This window comes from Aeromonas sp. TS_SC_11 (genome assembly GCF_057318915.1).
The window spans coordinates 166,704-192,500 of record NZ_CM170470.1 but is presented as its reverse complement, the minus strand read 5'-3'; the positions used below and the strand labels follow the sequence as shown (position 1 = coordinate 192,500).

The 25,797-nt window shown below is 58.8% G+C and carries 21 protein-coding genes and 2 rRNA genes (2 of these 23 running past the window's edge); 12 read left to right on the top strand and 11 right to left on the bottom strand.

From position 1 onward, the window contains the following. From AC1P02_RS00800 to AC1P02_RS00790, 3 genes are all read left to right on the top strand, one after another. Nucleotides 1-925: ribosomal RNA gene (locus AC1P02_RS00800) — 23S ribosomal RNA — on the top strand; it begins 1,965 nt to the left of the window's first position. A gap of 122 nt (nt 926-1,047) precedes the next feature. Next, nucleotides 1,048-1,162 (top strand): 5S ribosomal RNA (gene rrf / locus AC1P02_RS00795). Between the two features lie 278 nt (nt 1,163-1,440). Further along, the gene (locus AC1P02_RS00790; RefSeq protein WP_219590488.1) at nt 1,441-2,073 is read left to right on the top strand and encodes a LysE family translocator; all 633 of its coding nucleotides are present in this window, start codon (nt 1,441-1,443) and stop codon (nt 2,071-2,073) included. A 75-nt stretch (nt 2,074-2,148) separates the two neighbouring features. On the opposite strand, the gene fis is transcribed toward AC1P02_RS00790, so the two are convergent. Together fis and dusB are read right to left on the bottom strand one after the other, a co-directional pair. Then, nucleotides 2,149-2,445 carry a DNA-binding transcriptional regulator Fis gene (gene fis, locus AC1P02_RS00785; protein WP_005309538.1) on the bottom strand — a complete coding sequence of 99 codons (297 nt, stop codon included), beginning with the start codon at nt 2,443-2,445 and terminating at the stop codon, nt 2,149-2,151. A 25-nt stretch (nt 2,446-2,470) separates the two neighbouring features. Further along, a complete protein-coding gene (dusB, locus tag AC1P02_RS00780; RefSeq protein ID WP_005318109.1) occupies nt 2,471-3,436 on the bottom strand; it encodes a tRNA dihydrouridine synthase DusB in 966 nt (321 codons plus the stop codon). 290 nt (nt 3,437-3,726) lie between these two features. On the opposite strand from dusB, the gene AC1P02_RS00775 reads away from it, so the two are divergent. Genes AC1P02_RS00775 through AC1P02_RS00760 form a run of 4 tightly spaced genes read left to right on the top strand, consistent with a single transcriptional unit; the run spans nt 3,727 to nt 8,436 of the window. Further along, a complete protein-coding gene (locus AC1P02_RS00775) occupies nt 3,727-5,133 on the top strand; it encodes a TolC family protein (protein WP_485183609.1) in 1,407 nt (468 codons plus the stop codon). Further along, on the top strand, nt 5,130-6,134 hold the full coding sequence (locus AC1P02_RS00770) for an HlyD family secretion protein (protein WP_087757248.1): 1,005 nt from the start codon (nt 5,130-5,132) through the stop codon (nt 6,132-6,134). The genes AC1P02_RS00775 and AC1P02_RS00770 overlap by 4 nt, the downstream gene beginning before the upstream one ends. Then, nucleotides 6,134-7,279 (top strand): ABC transporter permease, encoded by a 1,146-nt coding sequence (locus tag AC1P02_RS00765; protein WP_485183606.1) that lies wholly within the window; start codon nt 6,134-6,136, stop codon nt 7,277-7,279. The genes AC1P02_RS00770 and AC1P02_RS00765 overlap by 1 nt, the downstream gene beginning before the upstream one ends. Then, complete coding sequence (locus AC1P02_RS00760) at nt 7,273-8,436, top strand: ABC transporter permease (protein WP_290026978.1); 1,164 nt, start codon at nt 7,273-7,275, stop codon at nt 8,434-8,436. The genes AC1P02_RS00765 and AC1P02_RS00760 overlap by 7 nt, the downstream gene beginning before the upstream one ends. Before the next feature lie 61 nt (nt 8,437-8,497). Here the strand turns inward: AC1P02_RS00760 and AC1P02_RS00755 are convergent, their stop codons facing one another. From AC1P02_RS00755 to AC1P02_RS00745, 3 genes are all read right to left on the bottom strand, one after another. After that, nucleotides 8,498-9,133, bottom strand: coding sequence for an NAD(P)-dependent oxidoreductase (locus AC1P02_RS00755; protein ID WP_058395948.1), 636 nt, complete (start codon nt 9,131-9,133; stop codon nt 8,498-8,500). A gap of 135 nt (nt 9,134-9,268) precedes the next feature. Then, nucleotides 9,269-10,123 carry a DnaA ATPase domain-containing protein gene (locus AC1P02_RS00750; protein WP_021140633.1) on the bottom strand — a complete coding sequence of 285 codons (855 nt, stop codon included), beginning with the start codon at nt 10,121-10,123 and terminating at the stop codon, nt 9,269-9,271. A 71-nt stretch (nt 10,124-10,194) separates the two neighbouring features. Further along, complete coding sequence (locus tag AC1P02_RS00745; RefSeq protein WP_059169466.1) at nt 10,195-10,893, bottom strand: DnaT-like ssDNA-binding domain-containing protein; 699 nt, start codon at nt 10,891-10,893, stop codon at nt 10,195-10,197. A 356-nt stretch (nt 10,894-11,249) separates the two neighbouring features. Here AC1P02_RS00745 and AC1P02_RS00740 point away from each other — a divergent pair, with 356 nt between their 5' ends. Then, a complete protein-coding gene (locus AC1P02_RS00740) occupies nt 11,250-12,221 on the top strand; it encodes a response regulator (protein ID WP_485183603.1) in 972 nt (323 codons plus the stop codon). A gap of 75 nt (nt 12,222-12,296) precedes the next feature. On the opposite strand, the gene AC1P02_RS00735 is transcribed toward AC1P02_RS00740, so the two are convergent. The 3 genes from AC1P02_RS00735 to AC1P02_RS00725 all read right to left on the bottom strand — a co-directional run bounded on the left by AC1P02_RS00735 (nt 12,297) and on the right by AC1P02_RS00725 (nt 15,234). Further along, complete coding sequence (locus AC1P02_RS00735) at nt 12,297-13,694, bottom strand: peptide MFS transporter (protein ID WP_017412884.1); 1,398 nt, start codon at nt 13,692-13,694, stop codon at nt 12,297-12,299. A gap of 213 nt (nt 13,695-13,907) precedes the next feature. Further along, the gene (galU, locus tag AC1P02_RS00730) at nt 13,908-14,819 is read right to left on the bottom strand and encodes a UTP--glucose-1-phosphate uridylyltransferase GalU (RefSeq protein ID WP_265432370.1); all 912 of its coding nucleotides are present in this window, start codon (nt 14,817-14,819) and stop codon (nt 13,908-13,910) included. Nucleotides 14,820-14,913: 94 nt separating this feature from the next. Then, nucleotides 14,914-15,234, bottom strand: a complete 321-nt coding sequence (locus AC1P02_RS00725) for a ComEA family DNA-binding protein (RefSeq protein ID WP_021140625.1) — start codon at nt 15,232-15,234, stop codon at nt 14,914-14,916. Between the two features lie 166 nt (nt 15,235-15,400). On the opposite strand from AC1P02_RS00725, the gene cysQ reads away from it, so the two are divergent. Beyond that, nucleotides 15,401-16,156, top strand: coding sequence for a 3'(2'),5'-bisphosphate nucleotidase CysQ (cysQ, locus tag AC1P02_RS00720; protein ID WP_408138340.1), 756 nt, complete (start codon nt 15,401-15,403; stop codon nt 16,154-16,156). An 81-nt stretch (nt 16,157-16,237) separates the two neighbouring features. Here cysQ and AC1P02_RS00715 read toward each other — a convergent pair whose 3' ends face one another. The 3 genes from AC1P02_RS00715 to AC1P02_RS00705 all read right to left on the bottom strand — a co-directional run bounded on the left by AC1P02_RS00715 (nt 16,238) and on the right by AC1P02_RS00705 (nt 18,733). Further along, nucleotides 16,238-16,534 carry a YciI family protein gene (locus tag AC1P02_RS00715; RefSeq protein ID WP_005318066.1) on the bottom strand — a complete coding sequence of 99 codons (297 nt, stop codon included), beginning with the start codon at nt 16,532-16,534 and terminating at the stop codon, nt 16,238-16,240. A gap of 26 nt (nt 16,535-16,560) precedes the next feature. Next, the gene (locus tag AC1P02_RS00710; protein ID WP_005318063.1) at nt 16,561-17,112 is read right to left on the bottom strand and encodes a septation protein A; all 552 of its coding nucleotides are present in this window, start codon (nt 17,110-17,112) and stop codon (nt 16,561-16,563) included. A 115-nt stretch (nt 17,113-17,227) separates the two neighbouring features. Next, the gene (locus tag AC1P02_RS00705) at nt 17,228-18,733 is read right to left on the bottom strand and encodes an aminotransferase class I/II-fold pyridoxal phosphate-dependent enzyme (RefSeq protein ID WP_485183598.1); all 1,506 of its coding nucleotides are present in this window, start codon (nt 18,731-18,733) and stop codon (nt 17,228-17,230) included. Nucleotides 18,734-18,957: 224 nt separating this feature from the next. On the opposite strand from AC1P02_RS00705, the gene trhA reads away from it, so the two are divergent. From trhA to AC1P02_RS00690, 3 genes are all read left to right on the top strand, one after another. Continuing rightward, complete coding sequence (gene trhA, locus AC1P02_RS00700) at nt 18,958-19,593, top strand: PAQR family membrane homeostasis protein TrhA (RefSeq protein WP_021140622.1); 636 nt, start codon at nt 18,958-18,960, stop codon at nt 19,591-19,593. 117 nt (nt 19,594-19,710) lie between these two features. Then, nucleotides 19,711-21,372 carry a putative transporter gene (locus tag AC1P02_RS00695; RefSeq protein ID WP_058395958.1) on the top strand — a complete coding sequence of 554 codons (1,662 nt, stop codon included), beginning with the start codon at nt 19,711-19,713 and terminating at the stop codon, nt 21,370-21,372. A 226-nt stretch (nt 21,373-21,598) separates the two neighbouring features. Beyond that, nucleotides 21,599-25,797, top strand: the start of a protein-coding gene (locus tag AC1P02_RS00690; protein ID WP_485183596.1) for a VCBS domain-containing protein. It continues 24,307 nt past the right edge of the window; only the first 4,199 of its 28,506 coding nucleotides appear in the window; it begins with the start codon at nt 21,599-21,601; its stop codon lies beyond the right edge, outside the window.

Below are 25,797 nucleotides of genomic sequence, written 5' to 3'. Positions count from 1 at the left end.
ATGGCCATGCTGTCTCCACCCGAGACTCAGTGAAATCGAATTCGCCGTGAAGATGCGGTGTACCCGCGGCTAGACGGAAAGACCCCGTGAACCTTTACTACAGCTTGGCACTGAACATTGAACCTACATGTGTAGGATAGGTGGGAGGCTTTGAAGGCGTGACGCCAGTTGCGCTGGAGCCGTCCTTGAAATACCACCCTTGTATGTTTGATGTTCTAACGCAGGGCCCTGAATCGGGCTCGCGGACAGTGCCTGGTGGGTAGTTTGACTGGGGCGGTCTCCTCCCAAAGAGTAACGGAGGAGCACGAAGGTTGGCTAATCCTGGTCGGACATCAGGAGGTTAGTGCAATGGCATAAGCCAGCTTAACTGCGAGACGGACAGGTCGAGCAGGTACGAAAGTAGGTCATAGTGATCCGGTGGTTCTGAATGGAAGGGCCATCGCTCAACGGATAAAAGGTACTCCGGGGATAACAGGCTGATACCGCCCAAGAGTTCATATCGACGGCGGTGTTTGGCACCTCGATGTCGGCTCATCACATCCTGGGGCTGAAGTCGGTCCCAAGGGTATGGCTGTTCGCCATTTAAAGTGGTACGCGAGCTGGGTTCAGAACGTCGTGAGACAGTTCGGTCCCTATCTGCCGTGGGCGTTGGATGATTGAAGGGAGTTGCTCCTAGTACGAGAGGACCGGAGTGAACGAACCTCTGGTGTTCGGGTTGTCACGCCAGTGGCACTGCCCGGTAGCTAAGTTCGGAATCGATAACCGCTGAAAGCATCTAAGCGGGAAGCGAGCCCTGAGATGAGTCATCCCTGACCCCTTGAGGGTCCTAAAGGGCCGTTGGAGACCACAACGTTGATAGGTGGGGTGTGTAAGCGCGGCGACGTGTTGAGCTAACCCATACTAATTACCCGTGAGGCTTAACCATACAACACCCAAGAAGTGTTCTAAGGCTTGTAGCAAATTGAAGAACTACTACCTAATTCAGTGATAGCGAAGCCAACAGGCAAATCGTTATTCACGTCAGCTTTCTCAGATTGAAGTAATTTGCTTGGCGGCCATAGCGCCGTGGAACCACCTGATCCCATGCCGAACTCAGAAGTGAAACGCGGTAGCGCCGATGGTAGTGTGGCATTCGCCATGCGAGAGTAGGACACTGCCAGGCACCCAACACGAAGAACCCCGCTCATCGAGCGGGGTTTTTTATTGCCTGAAATTTCCTTCCCACCGTTTTTTGCATTTCTGTACAAGGTATTGTCCAAATAATTCGCCTTCCCTTCGCGTTCAGTTTGATGATTTCCTCTTTTTATCCTCGGATCCCTATTTGGCCAAAGTTGTGATGCCTCGGCTATTCCCTCCGTTGATAATCACTATTGCTGCTACGGGGGATGACAAGAGACATGGGATCCATAGACTGTCTCTTTCACGAACAAGGAGCTGTGTATGTTGGGGATCCACGATCTGGCGTTGTTTATCGTATCTGGTTTGTTGTTGAACATGATGCCTGGGCCTGATTCTCTGCTCATCATGTTGCGCAGCGGCTCTCAGGGCTGGCGGGCTGGTTCCGTGGCTGCGCTGGGGATTGGGACGGGCACCATGGTGCATGTGCTGGCGGCTGCACTGGGGTTGTCTGCTTTGCTGAGCACCTCGGCTGAGCTGTTCACCGTCATCAAGTTGATGGGGGCGCTCTATCTGGTCTATCTGGGGTTTTCCATGTTCTGGCAAGGGGCCAAGGCGCCTTCTGCTACCAACGTAGCTGTGCCCTTGCCTGTGCTCTCCTATGGCCGGATCTTTCGGCAGGGGTTGCTGACCAATGTGCTCAATCCCAAGGTCGCGCTCTTCTTCCTCGCCTTTGTGCCCCAGTTTATCGCCCCGGATGCGCCACAGAAGGCGCTGGCCTTCATTCTGCTTGGCTGCATCTTCAACCTCAACGGCATGATCTGGTGCCACCTGCTGGCTTTCTCGACTGCCTATGCGAGCCGCAGGGTGAGCTTGCCTGCCCGGTTGGGGCGCTGGCTCAACCGTCTGATGGGGGGCTTGTTCGTGGGGCTGGGCATCAAGCTTGCCAGCGAGTAAATGGCAGCCATAGAAAAAGGCGTATCCCATTGCTGGAATACGCCTTCATCTGCACTGCAGCAGATCTGACCGAGATCAGTTCATGCCGTAGCGCTTGAGTTTCTTGCGCAGGGTGCCACGGTTGATGCCCATCATCACAGCGGCGCGGGTTTGGTTACCGCGGGTATATTGCATGATCACGTCCAGCATGGGAGCTTCGACTTCGGAGAGGACCATATCGTACAGATCAATCACTTCCTGACCGTTCAACTGGGCCAGGTAGTTACGCAGGGCCTGTTGCACAGAGTCACGCAGGGGGCGCTGGGTCGGCTCGGCAGCGTGATTGTGAGTAGTTGTTACCAATGCATCAGAAGTCAGGGTTTGTTCGAACATATTCGGTCGGCTCTTTAGTTATGCGTTAACCTAATCCATCGAAATACGCTTCGAGTGCCTCTAGTTGTGCGTCTGCACAATCCAGGGCATTGAAGTGCTTACGGAATTCTCGGCCCGTCTCTTCTTCATCCAGATACCAGCCCACGTGTTTACGAGCAATGCGCGCTCCCAGATATGCACCATAAAACTGGTGCAGGTTGGTTACATGCTCGTTCATCAGGGTGCGAACCTCTTCCCTTTCGGGAGGCGGCAGCTTGGTGCCCGTCTCAAGAAAATGACGGATTTCCCGGAAAATCCAGGGTCGTCCTTGCGCTGCACGGCCGATCATCACGGCATCAACGCCGGTATAGTCGAGGACATACCGGGCCTTCTCCGGGCTGTCTATGTCGCCATTGGCGACAACAGGAATCGATACGGCCTGCTTAATCGCCTTAATCGTGTCGTACTCAGCGTGACCCCGGTAGAGGCAGGCACGGGTACGACCATGCACGGCGAGGGCCGCGATACCGCAATCTTCGGCGATTCGGGCGATCTCCTCGCCATTGCGGTTATCCGGATCCCATCCTGTGCGGATCTTCAAGGTAACAGGCACATCCACTGCATCCACTACGGCCCGGCAGATAGTTCTGACCAGATCGGGATGGCGCAGCAGGGCGGAACCTGCCAACTTCTTGTTCACTTTTTTTGCTGGACAACCCATGTTGATGTCGACGATCTGAGCGCCCTGCTCCACGTTGTAGCGGGCGGCAAACGCCATCATCTCTGGGTCGGCTCCGGCAATCTGGACCGATCGCAAGCCACCTTCTGCAGAGTGATCCATTCTCATCCTGGTTTTCTGGGTATCCCAGACATCCGGGTTGGCCAGCAGCATCTCGGAAACGGCCATGCCGGCACCCAATCGCAAACAAAGTTCACGAAATGGTCGGTCTGTTACACCGGCCATGGGCGCCACAATCAAGGGTGTTTCAAGCGTGTGGGGACCTATCTGCATTCCACGGTTACCATCGGCTTAGGGCGGCGTATATTACGCATTTTTTAGTCAGGAGAAAAGGTTAGTATTTGAGCGTCAGCCATTTTTTTCTGAAAAAAACGTCGCGCCAAGGCTTGCAAATTCAGGAGTGATTGAAAATCAGGCATATTGTCGGGGTGGATCTGCGGGGTCAAATGAGTGGGTGGCTCGACGATTTGGCTGTCCCCCTCTCGTACTGGTTTGCGCTATTATACCGGCCTTGAATCGAGCAAAGGCTCCAAACAATTTCATTACAAACAGATTGGGGATGTATGACGTCAAGGTTCATCAAATCTCTCTGCCCATGCCTGCTTGGGGCCATGCTGGGCTCAGCCCAGGCACAGACGGTCAGTTTCAGCGAAGCCTGGAGTCGGGTTATCCAGCAGGATGACGGACTGGCGGCAGAACAGGCCGGTGTGGATAGAGCCAAGCAACTGCGCGAGGCTGCCAAGGCCATGTATCTGCCCAAGGTGGATCTGGGGGCCAGCTATACCCACCTCGATCAGCCGATGGAGCTCGATATGATGGATCTCAATCCTATCGCCAGCCATCCGGAATTTGGCAAGGTGCTGGCCCCTGTCATGCAGGCGCTCAATCTCTCCGCCAGTGATTTCGTGACTCCCCTGACCAAGCAGAATGTGGTGACCAGTTCGGTCAAGATGCTGTGGCCACTGTTTACCGGTGGTCGCATCGATGCGGCGCAGGATATCCGTCAGGCTCAGGTGAGCGAAGCGCAGCAGCTGCTGGTGCTCAAGCAGCAATCCACCTTCGAGAGCCTCTCCCAGACCTATTTCGGCGTAGTGCTGGCCGCGCAGGTGGTGCAGACCAAGCAGGAGATAGAGCAGGGGCTGGCCCATCATCTGGATCATGCCAGGAAGCTCGAAGCCCAAGGCCAGATCGCCAAGGTCGAGCGCCTCTCTGCCCAATCAGCCTATGACAGGGCGCGCATCGATACCCAGAAATCCCGCCGCACTCTGGAAATAGCTCAGCTAGCGCTGGGCCACATGCTCAAGCTCAAGCAGGCCGAGCCCAATACCCAGCTCTTCATCAATGAGGGCATGCCGCAACTGGATGCCTTCGTGCAGGAGACCCTGGCGGTGCACCCTGGCCTCAAGCTGCTGGCGGCCAAGAAGGAGCAGGCGCAGGGTCTGATCAAGCTTGAGAAGGGCAAATATGCCCCCGAGCTGTTCCTGTTCGGTAACTACAACCTCTATGAAGATGACTCGCTGGCCTCTAAAACCACGCCTGACTGGCTGGTTGGGGTCGGGGTCAGTATGCCGCTGGTAAGTCGGGATGGTCGCTCTGAAACGGTGCAGGCGGCCAAGAGCGCCGAGCTGCAGGTCAATCTGCTGCAGGCCAAGACCCGCCAGGATCTGGAGTTGCTGGTCGAGAAGACCTGGCGCGAGGCGGCGCAGGGGCTGGAGGAGTATCAGGCACTCTCCTCTTCCCAGGCCCTGGCCGAGGAGAACGTACTGCTGCGGGACAAGGCATTCGGTCAGGGGCTGTCCACGTCGCTGGATGTGGTCGATGCCCGTAACCAGCTGGCGGGGGTCAAGACCCAACGCGCCGCCGCTGCCTATCAATACGTGATTTCGCTGGCTCGCCTGTTGGCACTCTCCGGTCAGATGAACAGTTTCAATCAATATCAGCATGATCAGGCAATAAAGGTGAATTCATGAGTCATTCTCCCATCAAGAAGAAGATGAGCCAAGGCAAGCCGCTGTTGTTGCCACTGGTATTGGTGTTGCTCGCTCTCTGGCTGGGTTGGCGCTTCTGGCTTGCCTATCAGCCTGAGCCGGTTCGCTTGCAGGGCCAGATAGAGGCGCAGCAGTATTCGGTTTCTTCCAAGGTGGCGGGCCGGATCGACGAGGTGCTGGTGAAGAAGGGTGACGTTCTGGCCAAGGATCAGCTGGTATTCACCCTGGCTAGCCCCGAGATTGAGGCCAAGCTGAGCCAGGCCAAGGCGGGTCAGGCTGCGGCCGGGGCCATGGCCGAAGAAGCCGAGAAGGGGGCGCGTGCCCAGCAAATCGCTGCGGCCAAGGATCAGTGGCAAAAAGCCAAGGCGGCCGCCCAGCTGCGTGGCAAGACTTACGAGCGTATCGCCAGTTTGCACCGTGATGGGGTGATGCCGCTGCAAAAGCGCGATGAGGCCTGGACTGCCTGGCAGGCGGCCAAGTACAGCGAAGGCATGGCCTGGCAGCAATATCAAATGACCCTGGAAGGGGCACGGGAAGAGACCAAGGTGGCGGCCCGTGAGCAGGCCAATATGGCAGCAGGCTCGGTGGCGGAAGTGGAGGCTTATCTGGCCGATACCCGTATCGCCAGCCCCCACTCAGGTGAAGTGTCACAGGTGTTGTTGCGCAGTGGCGAGCTGGCGCCGCAGGGATTCCCTGTGGTGACCCTGCTCGACATGGGCGATGCCTGGGCCCAGTTCCATGTGCGTGAAGACTTGCTGCCCCGTTTTGCGTTGGGTACCGAGTTTGACGCCACCATTCCTGGTCTGGGTGAGCAGACGGTCCGCTTCAAGGTCACCCATGTGGCCGTGATGGGTGATTTTGCCACCTGGCGTGCCACCGATACCCGTCAGGGCTTCGACATGAAGAGCTTCCAGGTGGAGGCACGCCCCTTGCAGCCGGTTGACGGTCTGCGGGTTGGCATGAGTGTGCTGGTCGAACTCTGATGAGACATGAATGGCGGCGATTGTGGCAGGACCCCTTCGGTCGTGCCCTGATGAGCTGGGTTCCCCTCTTGCTGATGGGTATCCTCTGCTGGATCTTCTCGGCCGGGTTGGCGCGGGATCTCAAGGTCGGTCTGGTGGATCTGGATCGGAGTGTCCTCTCCCGCCAGCTGGCATTTTCGCTGGATGGTTCCGCCGGCCTGCGCCTCACGGGTCAGTTTGATTCCATCAATGAGGGGGCCCGCGCCCTGCGAGGGGGGGAGATCTACGCCCTGGTGGTGATCCCTCATCATCTGGATCGGGATGCCCGCCAGGGGACCCAGCCCCAGGTGACAGTGTTCAACAATGGCCAGTTCATCCTGATTGCCAAGCTGGTCAACTCGGCGCTGGCTCAGGTTGTCGGCACTCTCAATGGCCAGGTAGGCGTGCTCGCAGCCATGGCCGATGGCAAGGCACTGTCCGGCGCCGTGGGGCAATCCGTGCCTATCAGCAGCCAGGTGACGGCGCTTTACAACATCAATTCCAGCTATGCCCAGTTTCTGCTGAGCGCCCTGCTGCCTGCGGTATGGCAGATACTGGTGGTGCTCTACGGGATCAATGCCCTGGCTCGCACCGATCGATTGGGGCTGGACTGGACCACTCAAGGGGTCTGGTTCGGCCTCTGGCGCATTTTGTTGCCTCATGTATTGATTGGGTGGGCTTGGGGCCTGGTGTGGAGCCTGCTGCTGTTCAAGGCGTTTGGTTATCCCATGCAAGGCAGCTGGCTGGTGCTGACACTGGGTCTTGGGCTCGCCTCGGCGGCCTGCGTCATCATGGGGGCCTTCTTTTACGGGATGATCCGGGATCCGGCCCGCGCCTTGTCGCTGGCGGGCGCCTATACAGCGCCGGGATTTGCCTTTATGGGGGTAACTTTCCCGGTCAGTGCCATGGGCGATTTTGCCCAGTTCTGGCGAAATCTCTTGCCCATCTCCCACTATGTGGAGCTGCAGATAGGGCAGACCAACTACGGTCAGCCGCTCGGTGCCGCCTTGCCCCAGTTCGGCGCCCTGCTGCTGTTTTTACTGCCGTTGTTGCTGGTTGCTCGTCGTTACAAGCAACAGGCCGATCTTGCTCGTCAGACAGCCGAGAAGGAGCCGGAACAATGCTAGGTTTCTGGGATCTGTTGCGGCTGGAGCTGCGCACCCTGCTGGCCGACAGGGCCATCATGCTGACCCTGTTTGGCGGGGTACTCTTCTACTCCTTCCTCTATCCGCAACCTTACCTGCACCAGTTGCCGCGGGAAGAGGCGGTGGTGGTGGTCAACGAAGATGGCAGTCAGCTCTCTCGCCAGCTGGAGTTCATGGCCGATGCCACCCCCCAGGTAAAACTGGTGGCGCGGGCGGCCAGTCTGGATGAGGCGCGTCATCTGCTGCTGACGGGCAAGGGCCGCGGTATCCTGCACATCCCTCGCCATTTTTATCGGGATCTGATGCAGGGCAAGAGCGTCACTCTGGGTTACGCCGGTGATGCCTCCTACTTCCTGGTTTACGGCACCATCGCCGAGGGCCTTGCCCAGGCCGGTGGCTCGCTCGCTGCGCAGGTGAAGGTCGCCCGGCTGCTGAGCCATGGGGAGGCCTTGCCCCAGGCCGCCACGGGCTGGAATGCAGTGGCACTCAACGTGCTGCCCGTGTTCAATCCCACCATGGGTTATGTGAACTATGTGGTGCCGGCGGTGTTTGTGCTGATCCTGCACCAGGTGTTGCTGATGGGGACGGGGATCCTGGGGGCGACCCAGAATCAACGCAGTGGGCGCGGTGAGCATGGTTATTGGCAGAGTGCCCCTGTGCTGGCCCTGTTGCTGGCCAGAACCCTGGTGGTGGGCGGGCTTTTCGTGCTGCCCGTGGCCTACTTTTTCGGCTTCTGCTTCGATCACTACAACATAGTGCGTACCGCAGAGCCGGCCGCGCTGTGGTTGTTCACCCTGCCGTTCCTGCTGGCGACTACCTGGCTGGGGATGCTGCTGGGCGCCCTGTTTACACGGCGGGATTTGCCAACCCAGGTGGTGCTGCTCTCCTCCATGCCGCTGGTTTTCCTAGCGGGTTTCATCTGGCCGCTGGAGCTGATCCCGACCCCGCTCAACTGGCTGGCCCAGTGGGTGCCGAGTACCCCGGCCATCGAGGGCTTCTTGCGTCTCAACCAGATGGGCGCCGATTTTGACCAGGTGTCACGCTACTGGTGGCAGTTGTGGGGACTAGCATTGCTCAACGGCGGCCTCGCTTGCTGGGTGCTGGCATGGCGCCAGCGGTCCGTGCCTGCCGTCAATTGAACTCTGCCGGATATGGAAACGGTCAGCTGAAGCTGACCGTTTTTTTAATTGGCTGGCAGGATTAACCGCGTTGCAGTGTGGGGTCACTGATGGCGTAGATATTCCCTTGCGCCGTCCCATCGACAAGCAGGCGCAATCCCTGTGCGGCCACATCCTGGCGTCGTACCAGGCCGTGCATCTCTTTCCCCTGACTCAGTTCCGCCTGTCCGGTGGCGTCACCGTCCTGCAAGCCCGCCGGGCGCAATATGGTCCAGCTCAGTGCGCTACTTTGCAGCCAGCTCTCGGCCAGACTCTTCAAGCGCACCTCATGACCGAAGGCAGCCCGCGCCCGCTCTGGCAGGTATTGCCAGCTGTCGCCGCAACCGAGCGAGGTGACCAGCAGCAGGCGTGTCAGCCCGGCTTGTTCCATCTCGTCGATCACATGGCGATTACCCAAATAGTCGACGGGTTCCGGTTGGCGGAAACTGCCGAGGGTCGAGACCACTCCGGCTTCGTGGCCAGCCAGCCTGCAAGCTTGCGCCACGGCCTCCTGGTCGAGGGCGTCACCTTCAACGACCTCGACCCCCAATGTACGCAGCTCTGCGGCCATCTCCGGGTTACGGACCAGGGCCACGACCCTGTGGCCCTGGCTCAAGGCACAATGGGTGAAGGCGCGGCCCAGCCCGCGGCTGGCTCCGAAGATAAGTGTGGTTGGCATGGTTCTGCTCCCTTTGGCGAAAGGGTTAGCCTAGAGGGTTGGCATTGCTCTGTAAATGAGAGTTGTTTTTATTTGGTGGCGGGTAAGCAGGGAGGCACTGCGAGCCCGGCCAGCTGGCACGGGCTCGCGTGGAGATCAGCCGTTGTAGTGGCCTATGTTGGGGCGACGACTGGGGCCGCTCAGTTGGATATCCACCGGGTTGAACGCCTTGATTGCCTCGAAGCTGAAATCACCGATGGCCTGATGCAGGCTCTGGGGGCTGTGGTTGGTGATGATGATGACGCTTTTGGAGAGGTTGCGCCGGCGACGTAGCAGGTGGCCGAGGAAGCTGGACTGGCTCTCCGCCATCTTGGCACGATTGGCGGACACCTCGTCGATGATCAGCAGGTCGACCTCTTCCAGGGCGCGGCGGTACTGATTGCGCTCCTCCTGATCCTGGATCACGTTGAAGAAGAGGCGATCCACTATGGAGGCCCACTGCTGAAAGATCACCGATTTCTGGTGCAGGGCGATCAGTTCATGGGCCACGGCGCCTGCCAGGGTCGATTTGCCGGTGCCATAGTCGCCATAGATGAGCATGCAGCCGCCACCGCTCTTCTCCCAGTGCTCGAAACCGCTGATGAAGTAGCGGGCCGTCTCCATAGGGTACTGCAGCGCCGGATCGGTGGCATCCATCTTCTCGAATACCCAGTCCGGGTTGAGATCCGCCTGGGCGATGAGCTTCTGGATCCGCTCCTGGCGAGCCGCCTTCTGCAGTTCGCGTACCTCGGCGTTGGCCTTGGCGTCGTACTCCTTACGCAGAGTCTCGTAGTCGTACTGGCTGCCACCGGTCTGGGCCTGCAGACGGCGAATGCGCTCAAGCAGGCCGCCCACGTGCTGGCTCAGCTCGGTATCGTGCACACGATGATCCTGTTTGGCTTTGGCGATCTTCCTGCGTTTGGCTTCAATCTCTTCCAGCTCCTGGCGCAGGGGATCTTGCGGGTCAGTCATGGAATGCTCCTTCTGCTGGGTCAGGGATGGGTTTGCAAGGGGTTGATTTTGCCTGCAGGCAGGGGCCGCTATCAATCATTATCCGGCTCCTGCTGTGGTGCCTGTTCCAGTTTCTGACTATGGGCCAGCCGTTTTGCCTCTTCGATCATCTGTTGTGCCCGCTTGCTCGGTCCTGCCTCCGCCGGGGCTGACGTGACCTGCTGGTAGCCTTTCGCTTCCATGGGTTGGCGACGGACGTAGCGGCGGGTCTTGAGGGCACGAATGAACTTGAGCATCCATTGATGCTGGGAGTCGAACACCTCGGGGCGGCCCAGCCAGTAGGCGATGAACTCCCCCAGATCCTCTTCGTTGTAGCTGGCATCGATCACCCCGCAGAGGCGGGCGAGGGCGGGCAGCTCTTCATCCGGGCGCCACTGCAGGTGCATCTGGAAGGGGCGCTCCGGCAGCGGGCTGCGCACCTTCTGGGTCAGCAGCGGCAGCTGGAACGGACACTGATGGTAGTGCTCACTGTCAGCCTGCGCCTCGACCTGCAGCAGGCCGGCTTCCATCAGCTCGTCGAACAGTTCGGTCAGCTGGCGGGCGTTGACCTGAAAACAGAAGCCGCTGGGATCGCTTGGATCAACCACTGCCAATGAGCGCCCAAGCTCGGGATAGTTGAGGCGGGCCAGCTGATTTTCCAGCACCAGTCTGCGCAGCTGCAAGGTATAGAGGCTGCGAGCCGGATGGGACAACCTGGGATGGGCGAGGGCGCTGTATTCGGCTGGTGTCATGATGTTCTTCAGGGGCTGGCGTGGGAGGCATTATCCCCCATGGCGGGGTCTCATACAATTCGCGCCGAGCGCAGAAGTGGCCAGGTCGGGATTTGTCTGCATTCCCCGCTGACGTTACGGCGGGAATAAGATTGGGATGAAAGGGCTTCATATGAGTTATTTTTTGTGCGAAAACCGTCAAGCCGGAAAATCCGGGTCTGTGCTCATCGATTGGAATTACCCACCTTTTATCAGATAGTTGGTCATCGAACCTGTAGGAAAATGCCGTTGTTCAAGCATCATGTTGGTCAGGCCAGCCAGTTATGGTCTAGGCTTGAGGCTAAAATAACTGATTGACTAATAAGAGCTTTATCAAGATGTCAAAAGCCGGATTACGGATCTTGGTGGTGGAGGATGAAGCCGTTTTTCGCCACTCTCTGGTAACTTATCTCGAGCATGACGGGGCGTGCGTATTTCAGGCCGAAGACGGGATTGAAGGCCTCTCTGCCGCCGCGATTTATCACCCCGATGTGGTGCTGTGCGATCTGAACATGCCCAACATGGATGGGCATGAGGTCATTGCCTGCCTCTCTGCCCGCTATCCCCATATTCCCGTCATCGTCATCTCGGCCCAGAGCAAGATGGAGGCGGTCGAGCGTGCTCTGCGCGCCGGTGCCCGTGATTATCTCATCAAGCCGGTGTCTGACTATGGCCTGGTGCGCCACAGCATAGAGCAGTGTTTGACGGCCAACTATGGTCATGGGCAGCAGCTGGAGCTGAGGGATCACATCGACTTCTTTCGTGATCACGACAAAGCCGCCACTCGCTTGCTCGCCTGGCTGAGGCCGCCATCACTGCAGGAGTGGGGTCCCTGGCAAGTCACCTTCAAGGGGATGGGCAACCTGTTTATCCCGGATACCTTCAAGGTGGATGATAAGCTGCTGGTACTGGTGATGGAGCTGCCGATCCTCGGGGTGGATGCGGCTTTCTGCGGCGCCCTGGTGCGCTCCCTGATGAATGCTCCCTATCGCCAGTTCCAGCACAAGGAGAGCCTGTTGCTGACCCAGCCGCACCGGCTGCTCGACTACCTCAATCTGCAACTTATCGAATCCGGTCTGCGTCACTCCTTTGCCATGGCGGCTCTGCTGTTTGATCAGGAGGACGGGTTGGTATTTGCCAATGCCGGGCTGACCTCACCGCACTGGTTGATGCGAGCTGGCGGTTTGCCGCTCGGTTTGATGCGCAGCAGCCACTACGCACTGCACAAGCGCAGCTGGCACGAACCCTTTGACCTGCAGTTTGACAATGACAGCGGCAGCGCTCTCCATATGCAGGTACGCCATCACTGATGGCTGGTTTGTGGCAGACATAGACAAACGGGGCGCCCAGTGGGCGCCCCGTTTGTCTTTTACAATCCTGACCGGTTAGACGGTGGCGGACTGCAGTTTCTTGTCGTGCTCTTCGGGCTCTTTGGCCGGACCTTCGGCGCCGTGCATCCAGTAGACCAGGCGGTTGGCCATGGTCAACAGGATCAGGGCACTGATCACGGCCGCGATGGCAATGCCGCCGAAGATGGCGATGGGACCGGATTCACCGACGAAGGAGCCAACGAAGCCGGCGATATAGTTGGCCAGGGCAACGAAGCCGAACCAGGCACCCATCATCAGGGAGGCCAAGCGCAGCGGAGCCAGCTTGGTCACCATGGAGAGACCGATAGGGGAGAGGCAGAGCTCACCCAGGGTGTGGAACAGGTAGGCACCGACCAGCCAGAACATGGAGGTCTTGACGCTCTGATCGCCACCCTGCTCCAGCACAGCACCGATCATGAACAGGAAGCCCACGGCCAGGAACAGCAGACCCATAGCGAACTTCACCGGTGAGTTCGGCTCTTTGTTGCCGAGCTTGATCCAGATGGCTGCGACTATGGGGGCCAGCGTGATGATGAAGAAGGGGTTCAAGGACTGGAACCAGGCGGTCGGCACTTCGAAGCTGCCGATCATGCGGTTGGTATATTCCTGTGCGTACAGGTTCATCAGACCACCGGCCTGCTCGAAGCCTGCCCAGAAGATGATGGTGAACAGACCCAGCACCAGGATCACCTTGATGCGATCCACTTCCTGCTTGGTCAGCGGCGCCTTCTGCTCTTTGGAACGTTGCTGGGCTGCGCGTTGGGCGGCCGGCACACGACCTATGTCACCGAGGAAGCGTTGCGCCATGGTGGCCTGCACTACCAGAGAGAGCAGCATGCCGATACCGGCGCTGACGAAGGCAGCTTGCCAGCCATAGGCAGTGGCGGCGGCGCCACAAATAACGCCTGCCAGCAGGGAACCCAGGTTGATGCCCATGTAGAAGATGGTAAAGGCGCCGTCACGACGGTGGTCACCTTCCTTGTAAAGGTCACCCACCATGGTGGAGATGTTCGGCTTGAACAGACCGTTACCCAGGATCAGCAAGCCGAGACCCGCGTAAAAGACGCTGTTGACCATATCCGGGAACATGGCATGCGGCAGGGCCAGAGTGAACTGACCTGCTGCCATGAAGATGGCACCGATCAGGATGGCGCGGCGTTGGCCGAGGAAAGTATCTGCCAGCCAGCCACCTATGATGGGAGTGATATAAACCAGACCGGTATAGATGCCGTAGAGCTTGAGGGCATCGGCCTGAGTCCAGCCCATACCGCCGTTGGCAGTCATGTCTGTCAGATAGAGAACGAGCACGGCCCGCATGCCGTAATAGGAGAATCTCTCCCACAGTTCGGTACTAAAGAGCAAAAAAAGCCCTTTAGGGTGACCTAAAAAGGTCCCTTTGGACGGATTATTCATTGGAACTTCCACCTGTGTCTTATATTTTTTTAGGAGTTTTATGCAAGGGCTAGGAACAAGCCTTAATCCTTATAGAACAAGCGTGATTAAATTACAATATTATGATTTAGCGATATTTTATCTATCAATGGTTGAATAATTGTTTATAAAATGAAAAAGGGCATCGAACGATGCCCAGTTATTTATTCTGTAGATAGGTTAAATATTCAGCGTTTACAACTGTTTGACAAACTGCTTCAGCCAGGCGGTGAATTCACCGTTCAGTTCCGGATGGCGTACCGCGTATTCCACATTGGCTTTCATGAAACCCATCTTGCTGCCGCAGTCGTGGCTGCGTCCTTTCATGAAGTAGGCGTTGACCTGCTCATGTTCCATCAGCATGGCGATGGCGTCAGTCAGCTGGATCTCGTCACCTGCACCGACAGGGGTGCGCTCCAGCAGTGGCCAGATGTTGGCTGACAGCACGTAGCGGCCGACCACGGCCAGATTGGAAGGAGCCTCGTCACGGGGCGGCTTCTCGACGATGGCCTGCATCGGCAGGGACATGCCCTCGGTCAGGGCTTCGCCCTTGATGTCGGCGATACCGTACTTGTCCACTTCGCTGTCGGGAACCGCTTCCACCATGATCTGGCTGATCTGATCCCCTTCGAACATGTGTACCATTTCGGCCAGGTTATCGCGCTTGAGGTCGCTGGCCATGTCATCGATCAGCACGTCCGGCAGCAGCACGGCGAAGGGGTTGTCGCCGATCAGCGGGCGGGCACACAAGATGGCATGGCCCAGACCTTTGGCCTCGCCCTGGCGCACATGCATGATGGTGACATCTTTGGGGCAGATGTGTTGCACCTCCTCCAGCAGCTGCCGCTTGACCCGCTTCTCCAGGGTGGCTTCCAGTTCGAAGCTCTTGTCGAAGTGGTTCTCGATGGAGTTCTTGCTCGAGTGGGTCACCAGGATGATCTCCTTGATGCCGGCAGCGATGGCTTCACGCACCACATACTGGATCAGCGGTTTGTCGACCACGGGCAGCATCTCTTTGGGGATGGCCTTGGTGGCAGGCAGCATACGGGTGCCCAAACCGGCGACAGGAAGAACGGCCTTGCGTACAACGAGCTGTGTCTTTTTCATGGAGAGAGTCCAGAGATACAAAGTGGCCCCATGATACCCGAAGAAAAATAGGGCAGCCACAGGCCGCCCTCATGATGGAAGAAGTCCAAACCGGCTATTTGACGATGATCATGTCCCGATTTGCTTCCAGAGTGGCCGGCCCTATGCCGCTGACATCCGCCAGTTGTTCAACCGTGGTGAACTTGCCCTGTTTCTCACGAAAATCGACGATGGCCTGCGCCTTCTTCTCTCCGATCCCCTTGAGAGCAGTTAACTCATTGATACTGGCCGTATTCAGGTTCACCTTGCCACTCTCCTTGGCGGTGGTGACCGTGGTCGCTGGCTTGGCAGCCGGCTTGTCGGCGGCCAGCAAAGGCTGGCTCAACAGGGGCAGGCAGCTCAGCAGCAGGGTGGCGGTCAGGGTCTTGTAGTTCATTGCTTCATGTCCTTATGTTGCGTCGAATGACTATTGAGAATTAGCCGAGTCGCGCCACTTTTTGTCTGTCAGAAGTGACAGGTAATAACTCAGCTAAATCAGCTATAAGCCATACCAATCCAAAATAGGTACACTGTGTTAACCATTTGACCAGGATGTCTTTTCTATGTTTTTCCCTGCAATTTCCGAGCTGGAGCCCATCGCCCGTGCTGCCGGTGACATCATCATGGCCATCTACAGCCAGCCCTTTACGGTGGAGTACAAGGGGGACGAAAGCCCACTGACCGCCGCCGACAAGGGGGCTCATGAGGTGATAGTGCAGGCGTTGGCAGGGCTCACCCCCGATATTCCTGTGCTTTCGGAGGAGTCCGGCCCAGAGGTGATGGGGTTGCGCCATGGCTGGTCCCGTTACTGGCTGGTGGATCCGCTGGACGGCACCAAGGAGTTTGTCTCCCGCAACGGCGAGTTCACCGTCAATATCGCGCTGATTGAGGATGGTAAGCCGCTGTGGGGTCTGGTCTATGCCCCCGTACTGGACCGGCTCTGGTATGGCGGCAAGGGGATGGGTGCCTGGCGTGTGGCCGATGGCAAGCGTGAAGCCATCCAGACCTTGCCTCATCAGGAAGGGGCGCCATGGCGGGTGGTGGGCAGTCGTAACCACCTGTCCCGGGAGACCCTCGATTACCTGGCGCCATTTGGGGAGATTGAGCTGGTTTCCATGGGCAGCTCTCTCAAGTTCTGCATCATTGCCGAAGGGGGGGCCGAGCTCTATCCACGCCTCGCACCTACCTGTGAGTGGGATACGGCAGCGGCGCAGGCCGTGCTTGAAGGGGCCGGGGGCAGCGTGACCCGGCTCGATGGATCACCCCTTGCCTACAACAAGCCAGATATTCTCAACCCCTGGTTTGTCGCGAGGGCCTGAGCGACCTTTAAACAAGGGCAGCACAGATGTGAAAAGGCCGGACACTGTCCGGCCTTTTGCGTTTTCGCCCACCACCTGAGCTCAAAACACCTTTTTGTAGGGCTTGATGGTGACCTTGGCGTAGACACCGGCTGCCACATAGGGATCGTCATCTGCCCAGGCCTTGGCATCGGCCTGGCTGGCAAATTCAGCGATGACGGTACTGCCGGAGAAACCCGCATCGGCCGGATCGTCGGCATCTATGGTCGGGTTGGGGCCTGCAGTCAGCAGTCGTCCCTCATCCTGCAGCGCCTGCAGGCGGGCCAGGTGGGCAGGACGGACCTGTTTGCGCAGGGGCAGGCTGTTGGGAACATCCTCGGAGTAGATGAGATACCACATGAGACAATCCTTCTTCTTGATGGCGATTATTTTTTCAGTTCGCCTTTCTGCTCGGCCGGCAGGTGGCGGTAAAGGTAGACACCGCTCAGCAGCGTAAACACCAGCGTCATGCCGAGCAAGCCGAACACTTTGAAATTGACCCACATCTCTTGCGGCAGGTTGAAGGCCACATAGAGGTTGAGCAGGCCGCAGACGGTAAAGAAACCAACCCAGGCAAGATTGACTCTATCCCAGATGGCATCGGGGGCTTGCAGCTCCTTGGCCAGCATCTGCTTGATGAGGTTCTTGCCAAAGCCGTAGCGGCTGATGAGCAGGCCCAGTGCGAACAAGATGTTGATGACGGTGACTTTCCACTTGATGAAGGCGTCGTCATGGAAGAAGACGGTGAGGCCGCCGAAGAAGCCGACCAAGAGGAAGGTAAAGAGCTGCATCTTCTCGACTTTGCGGTAACGCACCCAGCTATAGATGAGTTGCAGACCGGTCACGACGACAAGGGCGCCGGTAGCCGTGTAGATGTCGTAGAACTTGTAGACCGCGAAGAAAACGATAAGTGGAATAAATTCAATAAATTGCTTCATGTCTGGCTCATAGCCCTCAAAAATAGACCTTAAAATTTTGTCCAGTCTACCTGCAAGGTAGACAACGGCAAATGAATAAGACCGCTCATTTGGCGTCCAGTTCCCTGCCGCCTGCCTAGCCGAATAGCTGGCGGGAAATCTGGTCACCCAACCGCTTTTGGTCTGCCAGCAGCTCACGAATATGCCGTTCTTCGATGAGCGGATTGAGCAGCACGGCGCGCAGCAGGGTGAGCGGCTGGGCACCATAGCGGACTACCGCTCGCTGGGTGCGGGAGACAAAGCTGTGCCCCTCGGCCCGCTGGGCTTTTTGCAGGGCGACGTTGAACTGGTTGATCTGGTCGTTGGCCGCCTCATCGAGCGCTTTGCCCTGTAGATGGGGCGGAATGCAGCGGTAGGAGAGCAGGTTCATCACCGGGGCCGACATCAGCTCGAAAGCGGGATCCTTGTTGATGAGATCCGCCATCAATCTGGCTCTGTCGTAGTTGGCCTCGATAAGCCGTGCGTAACCCTGCTGGCCAAATAGCTGGAAGACCGCGTCCAGATAGAGTGCATTGGCGGGACGGGTGCCTTCCAGGGTAAAGCGGCCCTGATCAAAGGAGCTGGCACGGATGGCGTAGGGTGCTTCTCGCTTGACAGTCATCATGAGGTCTGGCTGGCGGCAGAGCAGCATGCCGGTACCGAGTGGTACCAGAAGTTGCTTGTGACCATCCAGGGTCACTGTATCGGCCAGTTCAATTCCTGCAAGCAGCCCCTGATAGCGGGGCGAAAACAGGGTCGGGCCGCCCCAGGCGGCATCCACGTGGAAGTGGATTTGCTCGCGGGCCGCAATGGCCGCCAGCTCGGGCAGGGGATCGATGGAGCCAAAATCGGTACTGCCGGCTACCCCGACCAGTGCCAGCACTTTTAACTTCTGCTCCTTGCACTGGGTCAGTGCGGCTTCCAGCGCCGCCATGTCGAGCCGGTTCTGGTCGTCGGTCGCGAGCCGCCAGACACTGGGCGCGCCCAGCCCCAGCAGATCCATCCCCTTGTCGAAGGAGTAGTGCATCAGCCGGGATCCCAGGATCACGGCGCCGCGATAACCCTGCTCGTAGAGGGCGAACAGGTTGTCACCGCAGGCGCGGTTGCGGGCCAGCCAGAGGGCGGTGACGTTGGCAATGGTACCGCCGCTGGTCATGACGCCGAGGGCTGCATCCTTGGCATGCATCTGCTCGCCATAAAAAGCATCATCGGCGCGATAGATGAGACGGTGCAACTTGGCCAGCACCTCCCGCTCCAGAAAGCTGAGCAGGCGGGAGGACTCCATTTTCATCGGATTCTGGTTGAGCATCACCAGCAGGCGTGACAACTCGGCGGTGAAGGCGGGGAGTGGCGCCGTCATGTGCCCCATGTAGCGTGGGGAGGTCAGATGGGAGGCCCCTGGCACCAGGGTTGCCAGTCGCGCCAGATAGTTATCCATCGAGATGCCGACAGTGGGCATCCGGGATTGATCGAGCTGGTGGGTGAAGTGATCGTGCTGGTAGGGGGCCTGACTGTCATCCGAGTGATGAAAGGTCTCCAGCAGGGCCGTCATGGCCTGACCGAAGGCCGGATCCGGTAGTGCAAACAGTTCAGTCAACTTCATCAGGTTCTCCAGACCAGGTTGCCAGGGTGTCACCGGGAGGTGAGCAACCGTGGCAGCGACAGTGACGTGGGCATCGGCCGCAGAGCATACACCAAAGGTAAACGGGTGGCAGCCATGAGCGCATCATGGGGATGAGCCCAATCATATGAGGTTCCATTTAAGCTAACACTTGTACTCTGAAATGACGGCGGCTAGAGTGAGCCCAGTTTGGGCAGGAGTATGTTATGAGCAGTGTGACGGATTATTCTCCCCGCGAGGAGTTGGCCAATCGCCTCAGCCACGGCTTGGGGCTGGTGTTCGGGATCCTGGGCTTGATCCTGCTGTTGAACAAGGGTTGGGGGCAGGGTACCCAGGCGCTTATCAGCTATAGCCTCTATGGCGGCAGCCTGGTGTTGCTCTATCTTGCCTCGACCCTCTATCACAGCATGGCGGAGGGAAGTGCCAGACGTTGGTGCAAGGTGTTTGATCACTGCGCCATTTATCTGCTGATCGCTGGCACTTATACCCCTTTCCTGCTGGTGGCGCTCGATACCCCGCTGGCGCAGGGGCTGATGGTGGTGATCTGGGGACTTGCACTGGCGGGGGTGGTGTTCAAGCTGTTCTTCATCCACCGATTCGAAAAATTATCGCTGTTTACCTACCTGATGCTGGGCTGGTTGTCGCTGGTGGTCATCTATCAGCTTTACCTCCATCTGGAGGGCGAGGGCTTGTTGCTGCTCGGGCTCGGTGGTCTCATTTACAGCCTGGGGGTCATCTTCTACGTGGCCAAGCGCATTCCTTACAACCACGCCATCTGGCATCTGTTCGTGCTGGGTGGCAGTGTTTGTCACTTTATGGCCATTTATGGTTACATCGCTTGACTAGCCCTTAATTGGTATTTTTGCCGTTCAGAAGGATAAAATCGTGCGGTATCACACAGTTGGCATCAGCGTTTGCTGACAAGCTAGGGACAGTTCAATTCGGAAAGGATGCACACGATGAGTGATATCGCGCTTTCCATCAGCATGTTGTCGCTGGTGGCGGTGCTGGGGCTCTGGCTGGGAAACTGGCGGGTCTATGGCGTTGGCTTGGGAATAGGAGGTGTGCTGTTCGGGGGCATCATAGTGGGCCACTTCGCGGGAGTGTCGGATCTGGCGCTCGATGAGCAAACCCTGCACTTCATTCAGGAGTTTGGTCTCATCCTGTTTGTCTACACCATCGGCATCCAGGTCGGTCCCGGCTTCTTCTCCTCCCTGCGCAGCTCCGGCCTCAAGCTGAACGGATTCGCCGCCTTGCTGGTGATCCTTGGCTGTGTGGTCGCGGCAGGGCTGCATCAACTGTTCGATGTACCCTTGCCTGTGATCCTCGGGGTCTTCTCCGGCGCCGTGACCAACACTCCCTCCCTCGGTGCGGGTCAGCAGATCCTGGCCGAGCTGGGGGCCGATCCCGGCTCGACCGGCTTGATGGGTATGGGCTATGCCGTTGCCTATCCGTTCGGCATCTGCGGCATCCTGCTGACCATGTGGCTGGTTCGCCTGTTTTTTCGCATCAAAATCGACGAAGAAGCCGACCTGTTCGAACAACATGCAGGCAAGACCAAGGAGAGCCTGCAGACCATCAATATTGCGGTGCGCAACCCCAATATGCATGGCCTGATGCTCTGCGAGATCCCGAGTCTCGACGAGTCTGATGTGATCTGTTCCCGCCTCAAACGCGGTGAGGAACTGATGGTACCTCGGTCGGATTCACGCATCGAGCTAGGTGATTTGCTGCACCTGGTGGGTGAACGCCACGCACTGCACAAGGTGTTGCTGGTGTTGGGGGAGGAGGTGGAGACCTCGTTATCGACTCGCGGTACCGATCTGCGGGTAGAGCGGGTGGTGGTCACCAACGAGCAGGTACTTGGCAAGAAGATCCGCGATCTCGACATCAAGCAGAAATACGACGTTGTCATCTCGCGCCTCAACCGGGCCGGTATCGAGCTGGTGCCGACCAGTCAGACCAGCCTGCAGTTTGGTGACATCCTCAACCTGGTGGGTCGACTTGACGCCATAGAAGCGGTGACCAATGTGGTGGGCAACGTGCAGCAGAAGCTGCAGCAGGTGCAGATGCTGCCGGTGTTCATCGGCATCGGCCTTGGCGTGCTGCTCGGCTCCATCCCCTTCTATCTGCCCGGGTTCCCGGCGGCGCTCAAGCTGGGTCTGGCGGGTGGTCCGCTGGTGGTGGCGCTGATCCTGTCGCGGATTGGCAGCATCGGCAAGCTCTACTGGTTTATGCCGCCGAGTGCCAACCTGGCGCTGCGGGAGATTGGCATAGTATTGTTTCTGGCGGTGGTGGGCTTCAAGTCCGGTGCCGGCTTTGTCGATACCCTGATCAACGGTGATGGTCCAGCCTGGATGATGTACGGCATGGCGATCACCCTGATCCCGCTGCTGGTGGTCGGTGTGCTGGCCCGTTTGTATGGCAAGATGAACTACCTCACCCTGTGCGGCTTGCTGGCGGGTTCCATGACGGATCCTCCCGCCCTGGCATTTGCCAACGGTATGCACCCTACCAGTGGTGCCAGTGCCCTGTCATATGCCACCGTCTATCCCCTGGTGATGTTTCTGCGGATCATTTCCCCCCAATTGCTCGCCATCCTGCTGTGGGCGGGTGTCTGATCATGACCCGGACGGGGGCACAACCATGTGCTCCCGTCATCAAAACGTAACACATTGATCATCTTGATTTTATTTTTACCTCCTCCGTCATTGACCCTTCTGTTTAACCGGCTGGTTTAGCCTCAAATCAGTCTATCCATTCGAATTTTCTAACTGGTTTCTGGCGTCATTCACGGGCACATTAGACGGTGGAATATTGCATGCCAATAGAGATTCAGGAGAGAACATGAGCAGCCATAAAATCGCATTGGAACAGGACGTCGTTGTTACCCAGTTGAAAGGCAACATTTACCTGGTCGCCGCAGATGGCAGCCAGAAGCAGCTTGCCGAAGGCGATATCCTGCCCAGGGATGCGGTGCTTATCACTCCTGAGGGCGCCAGTTTCAACGGCGGCAACCAGACTTTCACCCTGAGCCCGACCAACGAGCAGCAGGCTGAGGATGAAACGTCTCAGGCACCTTTGCTGGCCCAGAATCAGGATGTGGCCACTGGCACTCCTGATGAGATATCGGCTTTGCAACAAGCCATTTTGGGCGGGGCCGACCCGACCCAGGCGTTTGAAGCGGCTGCAGCCGGCGGTGCTCCTGCCGCAGGCGGTGGCAACATAGGTGGTGTGGCCGGTGCCAGTGGCAATGGCGGCTTCGTCACCATAGATCGTACCGGCGATGCCACCATAGCGGCGGCGGGATTTGATACCGCCAACCAGGCGGATACCGGTGTGACAGGCGATGCGGTCGCGGGTGAAGATGATCCCTTCGACTTGGTGCCGCCGGTGATCACCGTCTCTGCACCAGACAATACCAATGACACCACCCCGACCCTGACTGGCACCACGGATGCGCCGGCAGGCAGCACTGTGACCCTGCTGGTCACTGATGCCAATGGCAATCAACAGACCCTGACCACAACCGTCAACCCGGACGGAACCTTCAGTGTGGACGTCGTCACTCCGCTGGCAGATGGATCCTATACGGTCACCGCCAATGTCACCGATCCTGCCGGCAACACAGCCTCAGCCACCGATGATGGCAGTGTGGACAGCACGGCTCCCTCTGCTCCCCTGGTGGAAATACAGGATGGTGCGGACAATGTCATTTCCGCCAATGAACGTGAAAATGGCGTGGATGTGATTATCCGTTTGCCAGCCGATGCCAAAGTCGGTGATCGCCTCGATGTGGACTGGAATGGTGATGGTGTGCCTGACTCCAGCTCCATCCTGACTGCCGATGACATTAGCAATACACAGGTTACTCTGACTATTCCCACTACGGATCTGCCGGTCAATGGCTCCGTCATTGTGGATGCCACTCTGACCGATCCAGTGGGCAATACCTCTCCCAAGGGTACTGACAACAGCGTTGTGAATGCCGCGCCTGTGCCAGGGAACGACCAGTTCACCGTGGAAGAAGACGGGACGGTCACCATCAAGGTGCTCGACAACGACACCGACCTGGATGGCGATAGCCTCAGCATCACCGCCATCAATGGCCAGGCCATTGCCGAAGGTGGCTCAGTGGCTATTGGCAATGGTTCCGTCACCCTGACCAACGGTCAGCTGGTCTTTACGCCATCCCCTGATTTCAATGGCAATATTTCGTTCGAATACACAATCACAGATGGTTTGCATAGCTCGACTGGCGGTGTTACCGGTACTGTCACCCCGATCAATGATGCCGCCATTATTGCCGGTGCCGACACTGGAGCCGTGGTGGAAGACGAAAGCACCCCGATGCTGACCGAGACTGGCAGCCTGACCGTGACCGACGTGGACGGGGCTGACGAGGCCAAGTTTATTGCCGGCAACGGCGTGGCCAGCAATGGCGCCCTGGGCAGCCTGACCATCACCGAAGGCGGTGCCTGGACGTACAACGTGGCCAACGGCGACGTGCAGTACCTGGGCAAGGGTGAAACCAAGGTCGAGACCTTCGTGGTCAAGAGCCTGGATGGCACCGAGCACACCGTCACCATCACCATCACCGGCGTCAACGATGGCGCCGAGATCTCCGGTGCTGACACTGGCGCGGTGACCGAAGATGCCAGCCCGGATGTGCTGACTGACAGCGGCGTGCTGACCGTGACCGACGTGGACGGCGCCGACGAGGCCAAGTTTATTGCCGGCAACGGCGTGGCCAGCAATGGCGCCCTGGGCAGCCTGACCATCACCGAAGGTGGTGCCTGGACGTACAACGTGGCCAACGGCGACGTGCAGTACCTGGGCAAGGGCGAAACCAAGGTCGAGACCTTCGTGGTCAAGAGCCTGGACGGCACCGAGCACACCGTCACCATCACCATCACCGGCGTCAACGATGGCGCCGAGATCTCCGGTGCTGACACTGGCGCGGTGACCGAAGATGCCAGCCCGGATGTGCTGACTGACAGCGGCGTGCTGACCGTGACCGACGTGGACGGCGCCGACGAGGCCCGGTTTATTGCCGGCAACGGCGTGGCCAGCAATGGCGCCCTGGGCAGCCTGACCATCACCGAAGGCGGTGCCTGGACGTACAACGTGGCCAACGGCGACGTGCAGTACCTGGGCAAGGGTGAAACCAAGGTCGAGACCTTCGTGGTCAAGAGCCTGGATGGCACCGAGCACACCGTCACCATCACCATCACCGGCGTCAACGATGGCGCCGAGATCTCCGGTGCTGACACTGGCGCGGTGACCGAAGATGCCAGCCCGGATGTGCTGACTGACAGCGGCGTGCTGACCGTGACCGACGTGGACGGCGCCGACGAGGCCCAGTTTATTGCCGGCAACGGCGTGGCCAGCAATGGCGCCCTGGGCAGCCTGACCATCACCGAAGGTGGTGCCTGGACGTACAACGTGGCCAACGGCGACGTGCAGTACCTGGGCAAGGGTGAAACCAAGGTCGAGACCTTCGTGGTCAAGAGCCTGGACGGCACCGAGCACACCGTCACCATCACCATCACCGGCGTCAACGATGGCGCCGAGATCTCCGGTGCTGACACTGGCGCGGTGACCGAAGATGCCAGCCCGGATGTGCTGACTGACAGCGGCGTGCTGACCGTGACCGACGTGGACGGCGCCGACGAGGCCCAGTTTATTGCCGGCAACGGCGTGGCCAGCAATGGCGCCCTGGGCAGCCTGACCATCACCGAAGGCGGTGCCTGGACTTACAACGTGGCCAACGGCGACGTGCAGTACCTGGGCAAGGGTGAAACCAAGGTCGAGACCTTCGTGGTCAAGAGCCTGGACGGCACCGAGCACACCGTCACCATCACCATCACCGGCGTCAACGATGGCGCCGAGATCTCCGGTGCTGACACTGGCGCGGTGACCGAAGATGCCAGCCCGGATGTGCTGACTGACAGCGGCGTGCTGACCGTGACCGACGTGGACGGGGCTGACGAAGCCAAGTTCGTGGCCGGTGCTGGCACCCCGAGTGCCGATGCCCTGGGCAGCCTGACCATCACCGAAGGTGGTGCCTGGACGTACAACGTGGCCAACGGCGACGTGCAGTACCTGGGCAAGGGCGAAACCAAGGTCGAGACCTTCGTGGTCAAGAGCCTGGACGGCACCGAGCACACGGTCACCATCACCATCACCGGCGTCAACGATGGCGCCGTGATCAGCGGCAATGACACCGGCGGTGTCACTGAAGATGAAAGCACCCCGACCCTGACCGAGACTGGCACTCTGACCGTGACCGACGTGGACGGGGCTGACGAGGCCAAGTTCGTGGCGGGTGCTGGCACCCCGAGTGCCGATGCCTTGGGCAGCCTGACCATCACCGAAGGCGGTGCCTGGACTTACAACGTGGCCAACGGCGACGTGCAGTACCTGGGCAAGGGTGAAACCAAGGTCGAGACCTTTGTGGTCAAGAGCCTGGACGGCACCGAGCACACCGTGACCATCACCATCACCGGCGTGAACGATGGCGCGGTGATCAGCGGTGCTGACACTGGCGCGGTGACCGAAGATGCCAGCCCGGATGTGCTGACTGACAGCGGCGTGCTGACCGTGACCGACGTGGACGGCGCCGACGAGGCCAAGTTCGTGGCCGGTGCAGGCACCCCGAGTGCCGATGCCCTGGGCAGCCTGACCATCACCGAAGGCGGTGCCTGGACTTACAACGTGGCCAACGGCGACGTGCAGTACCTGGGCAAGGGTGAAACCAAGGTCGAGACCTTCGTGGTCAAGAGCCTGGACGGCACCGAGCACACCGTCACCATCACCATCACCGGCGTCAACGATGGCGCCGAGATCAGCGGCAATGACACCGGAGCCGTGCTGGAAGATGAAACCACCCCGACCCTGACCGAGACCGGCGTGCTGACCGTGACCGACGTGGACGGGGCTGACGAAGCCAAGTTCGTGGCCGGTGCTGGCACCCCGAGTGCCGATGCCCTGGGCAGCCTGACCATCACCGAAGGTGGTGCCTGGACGTACAACGTGGCCAACGG